At 73.4% G+C, this 9,790-nt stretch carries 1 protein-coding gene; it reads right to left on the minus strand.

Going from position 1 to position 9,790, the window contains the following annotated elements:
• Window positions 1–39: 39 nt before the first annotated feature.
• The gene (locus AB0F68_RS19995) at window positions 40–9,720 is read right to left on the minus strand and encodes a calcium-binding protein (protein WP_357340344.1); all 9,681 of its coding nucleotides are present in this window, start codon (window positions 9,718–9,720) and stop codon (window positions 40–42) included.
• Between the last annotated feature and the right edge of the window lie 70 nt (window positions 9,721–9,790).

Here is a 9,790-nt window from a genome sequence, read left to right on the forward strand (position 1 = left end):
CCGGCTCCCCCCAGGAGAGCCGGGCCCCGGACGCGTCCCTCAGTCGGTGCAGGACGGTGTGTCGAAGTGCCCCGGTGTGCTCGGGAACGCGGCCCCGGCCCCCTGGTCCGGGTTGTCCCGCGGGTACACGTAGGACAGTTCCAGGAAGGCCGAGGTGCCCGCCGTGGTCACGTCTCCCGCGCTGCGACCGGCGCCGTCGGCCCAGGCCAGCCCGGTCAGGAAGTCCTGCATGGCCGGGCTGTGCTGGCGGACGTCGTTGAACCCGCCGTAGGCGGCGTTGCAGTGGGTGAACAGGTTGTACGCGCCGTTCCAGTCGAACAGCCGGTCACCGTTGTTCGGCCCGTTCTGCGTCACGTCGCCCTGGAGCACGTCCCGGTCCCAACCCCCGTAGATCCAGTCGGTGCCGTGGTGGTGCTGGTTGTCGGCCAGGACGTCGTTGTCCAGGTTGGTCGCCTCGAACCAGCGGCACGGGTCGACCGTGCCGGCCGCCAGGTCCACCGGCCAGGCCCCCGCCGCACAGTTGTCCGGGTAGGAGCCGCGCGGCCGGAAGTCCAGCAGGTCGGAGCCGAGCACCGCGGTGACCGCCGGGCCGCTGGTCGCCCCGGCCCCGCCGAACAGGTGGTCGACGTACTGGTCCTGGTCGCCCCGGGCGGCGGCGCTGAACACGCCGTCCACCCGGCACTGCGGGTTGGCCGCGTCGAGCACCGGGTCGCAGCCCTTGCCGCCCCAGAGCACGTCCGAGCCCTCGCCGCCGAACACCTCGTCGCCGCCGCTGTCGCCGTTGGCCACGTCGTCGCCGAAGCCGCCGTGGATGTTGTCCGCGCCGGCGCCGCCCCGGATGAGGTCGGCCGCCCCGGCGGTCAGCCCGGCGTACGGCATGGGCGCCGAGGTGGCGCTGCCGATCCAGGCATCCCCGTCGGTGTCGTGCAGCAGGTCCACCCGGCGGTCGTACCCGCCGGCCCGGAACCCGGTGAACGACTCCTGCGGAACCGAGGAGAGCGTCAGGCTGAAGCCCAGCGCCGCGACGTCGTCGGCGTTGAGGAACTGGTTCACCACGCCGCCCCGGTCGCCGAGGATGGCGTCCCGGCCGTCCTCGCCGTAGAGGGTGTCCGCGCCCAGCTCACCGAAGAGGTCGTCATCGCCGGCGCCGCCCCGGATCAGGTCGTCGCCGTCCTGGCCCCAGGCCCCGTCGTTGCCGGCGTCACCGTAGAGCTGGTCGTTGCCGTAGGCGCCGGCCGGCTCACAGGTGGCCTGGGCGGTGGTGCAGAACCGGGTGGACGGGCCGGGCAGCGCCGGGTCGTGGGTCCGGGCCACCGTGGCGTCGGCCGGCACCGCGCCGGTCGGGTACCGCTCGGTGTAGACCCGCTCGGCCGCCTTGCCGCCGGCCGTGGTCACCGTGCGCAGCAGCGAGCCGTTGTCGGCGAGGAGCACGTCGTCGGCGCCGTTGCCCTCGACGACGTCCCCGGTGTCCCGGAACCCGGCGGCCGCGCTGCCGCCGATCAGGTCGTCCTGCCCGGCCGGCGCGCCGGCGCCGACCAGGTCGGCCGGGGCCGCCGGGTCACCCGGCCAGCCCGGGTCCGGCAGCGGCGAGACCGTGGTCCGGCCCGCCGCGCCGAGGGCGGTGTCGCCGCGCAGCGCGTCCGCGCCGCCGTTGCCCTCCAGGTAATCGCCGTCGCCGTCGCCGGTCAGCGCGTCGTCGCCGTCCTGACCCCAGAGGGTGTCGACGCCGTCGCCGCCGCTGATCCGGTCCGCGCCGAACCGGTTGGCGGTGGCCGCCGCCCGGTCCAGCAGCACCACGATCCGCGGGCCGAACGGGTTGCCGTCCGCCCCGAGCCGGACCGTCACCGCCGTGGGCTGCTCACCGGAGAGCGGGCGGAGCACCGCGCCGTTGTCCCCGATGACCGCGTCGGACCCGGGTCCGCCGAACACGGCGTCCGCGGTGTCCGGCTGGCCCGTCGTGGCCGCCCCGGTCCCGTCGTACGCGGTGCTGGAGCCGCCCACTAGGTCGTCGTCGCCGGTGTCGCCCTCGACCCAGTCGGAGCCGGGACCACCCTCGGCGAAGTCGGCGCCCGCGTCGGCGTGCACCCGGTCCGGGCCGCCCTGCCCGAGGATGACGTCGTCGGCGTCGCCGCCCGAGATCAGGTCACCGCCGCTGGTGCCGGCCAGCGGGGCGAACCCGAGGTCGAGCAGCGTGACCTTGCGCGCCGGGCCGGTCCGGCCCTGGGTGACCCGGGTCGCGTCGGCGGTGGCCGGCGTGAACCGAGCGTTGTCCCCGGCGATCAGGTCGGGGTCGCCGTCGCCGTAGAGCTGGTCGCCGGTGTCGGGGCGACCGTTGCCGGCGAGGGGCTCCTGGGCGGAGCCGCCGACGATCTCGTCCCTGCCGAGGCCACCGTGGACCAGGTCGGCGCCGTTGTTGCCCTCCAACTGGTCGTCCCCACCGTCGCCGTCGACCCGGTCGTCGCCGAGCCCGCCGTACGCGATGTCGCCGTCGGGCCCGCCGGAGAGCACGTCCCCGGCGCCGGCGGCCGGCACGTCCCCGGCCAGGTCCAGCGGGTACGGCCCGACGTCGCCGATCCGCGGGGTGCCGTTGTCCCCGACGATCCGGTCGACGCCCTCCTCGCCGTAGACGAAGTCCCGGCCGTCGGCCACGCCGGCCACCCGGCCGCCGCCGTAGAGCACGTCGTCGTCCGGGCCGCCAAGGACCTGGTCGCCGCCCTCGTTGCCCTCGGCGGTGTCCACGCCGGTGCCGCCGTACAGGCCGTCGTCGCCGGTGTTGCCGAAGAGCAGATCGATCCCGTCGTCGCCGTGCAGCTGGTCGACGCCCGGACCGCCCCAGGCCCGGTCGGCGCCGCCGCCCAGGTGCAGGGTGTCGTCGCCGAGCTGGCCGCAGGCCCGGTCGTCGCCGCCGCCGAGGTCGGCACGGTCGTTCCCGCTGCCGGCGGTGACCACCTCGACCCCGGCGCCGCCGAGGATCAGGTCGGCCGCGCCCTGGTCGGTGGCGGGTGGCTGGTCGCCGGCGAGGGTGACGTCGGCGCAGGTCTCGGCGGTCAGCCGCTTGTCGCCGAAGACGATCGCCCCGCCGTCGCCACCGATCACGTGGTCGCTGCCCAGGCCGCCGACGAGCAGCTTGGTCTGCGACCGGGTGTCGGCCGGCAACGGCTGGTGGACGACCTGGCGGGCCGGGCCGTAACCGTCGGTGCCGTCCGGGTCGCCGACGCTGGACGGCTCGGCGATCACGTAGTCCTCGTCCGGGCCGCCGAACAGCTCGTCGGTGCCGTACCCGCCGACCAGCACGTCGTCGCCGCCGTAGCCGTACAGGTGGCCGGTCTGCCCGTTGGCCGAGTGGGACACGACCAGGTCGGTGCCGGCGCTGCCGTGCACGGTGTCCTCGCCGGAGCCGGTGTCGACCTTGTTGGTCAGCCCGGCGTCGCCGCTTCCGTCCGCGTCCTGGTCGGCCGGGAGGGCGCTGCCGGCGGTGTGGATGGTGTCGTCGCCCTTGCCGCCGTTGACGATGTCCCCGCCGGGGCCGCCGACCAGGCGGTTCTTCCCGTTCGGCCGGTCGTCGAGGACCACGCCGAGCACGTCGTCGCCGCCGTTGCCGTAGACGGTGCTGGCGCCGTGGCCGACGGTGACGTGGTCGGCCACGCCCGAGGTCGCCTCGGCCGGGTCCGCCAGCCTGGTCCAGTCGACCAGGCCGTCGAGGCTCTTGTCCCCGACCGAGGTGTGCACGGTGGTGGCGCCGGCCCGGTCCACCGCGCCGAGGCCGCTGTCGCCGGCCACCACGTCGTTGCCGTCGCCGGTGGTGATGCTGTCCTGCCCGCCGCCGCCGGCCACCCGGCTCACCTGGCCGGCCGCCTCGGCGGTGACGATCACGTCGTCCCCGTCGCGCCCGTCCACGTACGCCGGACCGGTGCCGGTGCGGATCTGGTCCCTGCCATCGGAGCCGAGGACCACGGCCGCCTTGTCGAACGCGGAGGTCTTCGTGCCGTCACCGCTGGTGTCACCGTCGCCGAGCAGCAGCACCGACAGGGAGACCTTGTCCGCGTCGGCGACCTGGTAGTCGCGCCCGTCGACGACCACCCGGGCCAGGTTCGGGTCGAGGAACTCCTGCTTGCGTCCGAGCGCCTCGACCGCGAAGCCGTCGAAGTCGTCGGTGGCGCCCTCGGTGCCCGCGTCGGCGTAGTGCAGCGCGTACACCTTCACCACGTCACCGGCGTAGGTGCCGGCGCCGTTGTCCCACGCCTTGTCTCCGCGCTGCTCCTTCTTGCCGAACTTGCCGGCGAAGACGACCAGGGTGTCGCCGACCGTGCCGCCCAGCTCGGGTGGCTTCGGTTTGCAGTCGGGTTGGGCCCGGAAGTCCAGCAGGGTGGCGTCGACCAGGGTGAAGTCGAAGGTCTTGGAGAACAGGAACAGGTCGATGGTGATGTAGACCTTGAGGAAGACCGAGAGCTGGCCGCTGGTGGTGAAGAGGCAGACCGGGTTCACCAGCAGCGCCTGGAGGAACTCGCTGGTGCGGAACTTTCCGTCGTTGTTCGGATCGTTCCAGCTGAATCCGACGGTGAGCCGGATGCCACCCTGGATGCCCGCCTTGACGATGAGCACGCTGACCTCGGCCCCCGCGGCGATCTCGCCGCGCAGGGTGACCACCGGGACGGGCTTGCCGCTGCTGTCGCTGGTCTTGAAGTAGAGGCCGTCGAGCAGGCTGACCGCGTCGAGGGCGGTGCCGTCGGTGGCGGCCTCCACGGCGTGCCGGATGCCGGCGGTGTCCAGGCCGGCGATGAACCGGGCGGTCACCGAGGCGCTGCCGGAGAGGGTGATCAGCACCGGCGGCGGGGCGTACACGGGGCCGAAGGACTGCCGCCAGCTGAACCCGAGCGACAGCGGCCCGGAGTCGAAGCTGACCAGCTCGACGTCCTGCCCCATGAGCAGCCCGAACAGCGAGCCCGGGTTGTCGAAGATCGGGAAGCTGAAGCCGGTCTTCTGGGCATTGGACTTCCCATCGGAGCCCGGCGCGAACAGCTTCTCCCCGTCGTTGCCGGCGGCGGTGTCCACCGCGGACTTCACCTCGTCAGCGGTCTTCGCCTTGGTGAACGGGTCGTCCCGCTTGATCAGGCTCTCCGCCGACGCCGGGGAGGCCTCGGTGGTGAGCGCCTTCGCCGGGTCGACCAGGAACTGGCCGAGCGGGATCGAGCAGCCGGCGTCGCAGTCCGGTATCCGGTTCACGAAGGTGATCACCGCGCGCACGGTGTCGACGAAGTCGAGCTTCGGCCCGCCGGTCAGGGTGCTGAACGTCTTGGCCAGCCACACCAGGGTGATGTCCGGTCCGCCGGTGGCCTTCGACAGGTCCGACAGCACCGGGATGGGCGCGTACAGGGTGTCGATGACCGGCTGGAGCGGGCCGGTGACCGCCTTGAGCTTCTCCACCACCGGCTTGAGGATCTTGCTGAAGAAGGCGCCGGCGTCCAGCGCGACGTCGGTGAAGGTCACCTGGAGCGGGGTCGTGACCCCGCCGCCGGTGGCGCTCAGCCCGCCCTGCTTGTGCTCCAGGCCCCACTTGAGGCCGAAGCGGGCGCTGATGCCGGGCAGCGCGGAGCCCACCTCGTCGCCGGTGTTCACCGCCGCCGCCAGCTTCCAGTCGATGTTCACCTGGGCGGTGAGGTCGGTGGCGAGCAGCGAGCCGAGGTCGGCGAACTCGGCGAGGGTGAGCTTGGCGTCCGCGTCGGCGGCGCAGTCCGCGGCCACCGCCGGGTCGAAGCAGCTCTTCTCCCCGGCGGAGCCCTTCAGGTCGACCCCGAAGTACGCCCGCACCAGCGGCGCGGTGCCCTGCTTGGTGGCGTTTACCTGGATGAAGGCGAGCTGGGCGGCCAGGTCGCCGGTCATGTCGAAGTTGGCGCCGATCTGCACCTCGGGCGCGGTGTCCCCGTCGTGGGTGGGGACGTAGAAGCCCTCGTCCCGGTCGAGGACCAGGTCCAGGTGCAGCTTCCAGCCGAGCTTGGCCTGGATGCCGTCGGGGGCGCCCTTCTTCGCCTTCAGCGACAGGCCGGGGATGCCCAGGTCGAGCGGGACGTTGACGCCGAGGCACTTGTCGCTGTCGCCGGCGTCCTTGCAGCCGTCCGCGGCCGAGGGCGCGCCGCGCGAGGCGGTCAGCTTGATCCGGATGGACTGGAAGTCCTCCGGCTGGCAGGGGGTGGCCACCCCGCTGCGACAGCCGACCACCGCGCTCACGCCGGGGTCCAGATCCTTGAGCACGTCGTTGAGCGCCGTCTGCATGCCGGCGCTGTCCAGCGTGGCGTTGGCCAGCACCGGGCCGATCGCCGCCTTGACGTCCGCGCGCAGTTGGGCGACGAACTTCTGGCCCTGCTGCAGGTCGTCGCCGACCAGGGGGAGCTTGCCGTCGAAGCTGGCCAGCCGGAGCGCCTCCTCCACCTTGGCGAGGTAGCCGTCGATGCCGACGTTGAAGTCGGTCAGCTTCAGCGACAGGTTGGCGAAGCAGGAGGTGAGGTCCGGGGTCTGCGCATGCGGCAGCAGGTCCAGCCCCATGGCGAAGGTGAGCAGATTGGTGTCGTCGGCGGGTTCGCAGTTGTTGACGAACAGCGGTGCGCGGGCGCAGACCGGGGTGGTCGTGCCGCCGACCCCGCCGCCGCAGTCCACGCCGGCGGTGGTGAACGTCGGCGTCAGGCCGAGCAGGTCGGTGACCGGCCCGTCGGCGGCGAGCCCGCCGAGGCCCACGCTGAGGTTCGCCTTGACGGTGGCGAAGTCGGGGTCCTTGCCGAGGTCGAGGGCGAGCGGGCCGACCCGGGCGGCCAGCGCCGCGTCGTCCACTCCACCCTTGACGGTGACCTTGGCCGAGGAGGTCTTGTCCAGCAGCGGCGCCGCGTTGAGCTTCAGCGGCAGCAGCAGGCCCAACTTGGCCTGGGCGTCCACGTCGAGGGCGAAGGTGCCGGAGCTGTCGAGGCTGACCAGCTCGCGGGCGCCGTCCCAGGCGAAGGCGAGCGGCCCGGCGGTGCGGACGTTGCGCTTCCAGTCCAGCCCGACCCGCAGGTACGGGCCGCCGGCCCGCTCGTCCAGGGTGAACTGGATGCCGCTGTCCGCGCCGATCGCGTTGTTGAGCTGGTCGAGGGCGTCCTGGAGGGTGTCCGGGGGTGCGGCCAGCAGCTTGTCCAGCGCGTCGGCCAGCTCGGGGCGCAGCGCGTACGCGGTGCCGTCGGCGGGCTTCGGCGTGCCGGCCGCGTCGATCCGCAGGGTCTGGTCGTCCACGCGGTCCAGCACCCGGTACGCCTTGCTGCCGATGACCACGGTCCGCTTGGCCAGGCGGGGGTCGAAGGCCGCGTCACCGCTGCGGTTGCCGTCCTTGAGCAGGAAGTTCGCCCCGTCGGCGGTGAAGGTGACGCCCTTGCCGACGCCGCTCTCGTCGGCGCCGAGCAGCTCCCGGGCCGAGCGGCCGAGCAGCGGGATCTCGGTGTTCACCGGCCCGCTGCCGCCGCCGGGCTGGGTGAGCGCGGCGTTGACCAGCCGCAGCGCCTCGACCACGACCGCGAAGAGGGCCTTCGGGTCGTCCGGGTTGAAGTCGACGGCGAAGATGCCGTCGAGGCTGCTGGTGTCCACCACCGGCTGCTCGCCGGCCTTCCAGCTGACGTCCACGCCGACGCCCTGGCCGAGGGCGCCGGTGGCGCCCGGGACGCTGACCGTGACCCGGCCGGTGGTCTTCACCGAGGAGGAGACGGCGAGCAGGTCGCCCGGCTCGGACTGCAACCGGCGGAACAGCTCGCCGAGGCTGAGGTCCTGGGCCTGCTTGAAGCTGACCTGGAGCATCCGCTGCCCGGCGGCGGCCGGGCCGACGGAGAGGTCGCCACCGAGCTTGACCTTGAGGAAGCCAGCGGTGGCGAAGAAGTCGACCGCGGTGGTCACCGGGAAGTCGGCCGCGAACAGCGGCGTGGCCGGGTCGGTGCGCAGCAGTACCCGGTCCGCGTTGGCGGCCGGGCTGCCGAGGTCGTCGCGCAGGTCGAGCACGAGGGTGACCGCCGCGCTGTAGCGCGGTTTCACGGTGGCGAAGCTGGCCTGGGCGTTGGCCGTCCGGAGGCCGACCTTCTTGTCCCCGCCGGCCGGCTTGGTGAGGGCGCCGGCCAGTTCGACCGCGCCGATGTTGGGGCTGGAGCCGCTGATCACCCACACGCTCTCGGGGCCCGGCTGGCCGCCGATCCAGTTCTCCGCCAGGGTGACCGTGGTGGCGGTGTTCGCGGCGATGGTGCCGGCCGAAGTGCCCGCGACCACCCGCTGACCGACCAGCTCACCGGGGGTGAACCGGTTCTCGGCGACGCTGAAGCCCTTGGCCGTGAAGGTGGCGCCGCGGCCGGAGACCGAGGCGGCGCCCGGGTCCAGCGGCACCGCCACGGTGGACTCCCGCTCCAGCTTCAGCCGGAAGACCAGCTTCTCGCCGGCGAAGGAAAGGTTGTCGACCGGCAGCCCTTCGGCGGCGAGCAACGCCACGAGCTGCTGGATCGAGCTGAACTTCGGCTGGCCGGCCTTGGCCGGGTCGTCGGTGGCGGGGTCGAACTCCGGGTCGTCCGGCTTGGGGTGCACGTACTTCTTGAGGAAACCGGTGAGCTTCTCGTTGACCTTCACGGCGTCGGCGAAGGTGCCGCGCAGGAAGGGCAGGCTCAGGTTGCCGGCCGGCCCGCTCTGCTGCACCCCGCTGAGCAGGGTGGCGAGCTGGGCCAGCCCGGAGGCCAGGTCCAGCGGGCTCATGTTGCGGAACTTCGCGATGGTCTCGTCGAGCCCGGTGGTCGTGACGGTCGGGCTGCCCACGCTGATGTCGTTCCAGTCGACCTTGACGGTGGCGGCGACGGCGGGCAGGTCGAAGGGGGCGCCGGCGGTGGCCGCGCCGAGGTTGACCTGACCGTGCACTGAGCCGGGGCCGGGCTCGGTCTCGGTGTCGGAGATCCGGCCGCCGCCGGAGTTGTCCAGCGCCACCTGGACCAGACCGGCGAGGGAACCGGCCGCGCCCAGCTCACCGGTCCCGGCGCCGGCGCCGGTGTCGAAGGCGAGCCGCCCGTCGCCGTTGGGGTCGGTGACGGTGGCCTTGACGTGGGTCCGGGCGGTGAGGGTGCTGCCGGCGGTGAGCGTGACGCCGAGGATGCCGACCGAGGCGGTGGCCTGGTCCAGGTCGGCGCGGAGCGTCGCCGCCGCGTCGATGTCGAGGCGCGGGGTGTCCCCGTCGCGGACCAGGTAGGTCTCCCCCGCGGCGGTGTGCCGGGCCCGCAGGTGCAGGGTCGCCCAGCCGGTGACGTCGACCGCCTTGGCGACGGTCACCCCGCCGACCGCCAGGTCCTTCGCGGTGACCTGCCGCTTGGTGGTGATCACCACGTCGAGCAGGTGGTCGCCGCCCGTGGTGGTGACCGTGCTGGTCAACCGGGTGCCGCCGCCGAGGTCCACGTCGTCCCTGGTCAGGGCGCCGGCCAGGGCGTCGGACGCCTTCCGGGCCAGCTTGTCGGTGTCCACCAGGGCGCCCGGACTGACGCCGAGCAGCGGCAGCGGCTGGCCGAGCCGGCCGACCCGGGACAGGCCGCCCTCGGTCCAGGTGGCGGTCTTGGACATCAGGGTCTTGAGCGCGCTTTCCCACGCCTCGTCCGCGTGGGCCGGCGCCGCCGTCCACACGAGGGCGAGCGCGGCGGTCACCACCGCCGCGGTCAGTCCGGCGAGCAGCCGCCGTAGAGCCACCATGAGCCACCTCTTCCTCGACGCCCGTCACCGACGGCGCTGGTCCCGCGCCAGCACATCGATCGCGGAGGAG

It is taken from the genome of Micromonospora sp. NPDC023966 (assembly GCF_040639095.1).
GTDB lineage: Bacteria > Actinomycetota > Actinomycetes > Mycobacteriales > Micromonosporaceae > Micromonospora.

Bases quoted from the DNA above. Each gene is read 5' to 3' on its own strand.
- AB0F68_RS19995 (WP_357340344.1), bottom strand. From the start codon at position 9,720: ATGGTGGCTCTACGGCGGCTGCTCGCCGGACTGACCGCGGCGGTGGTG.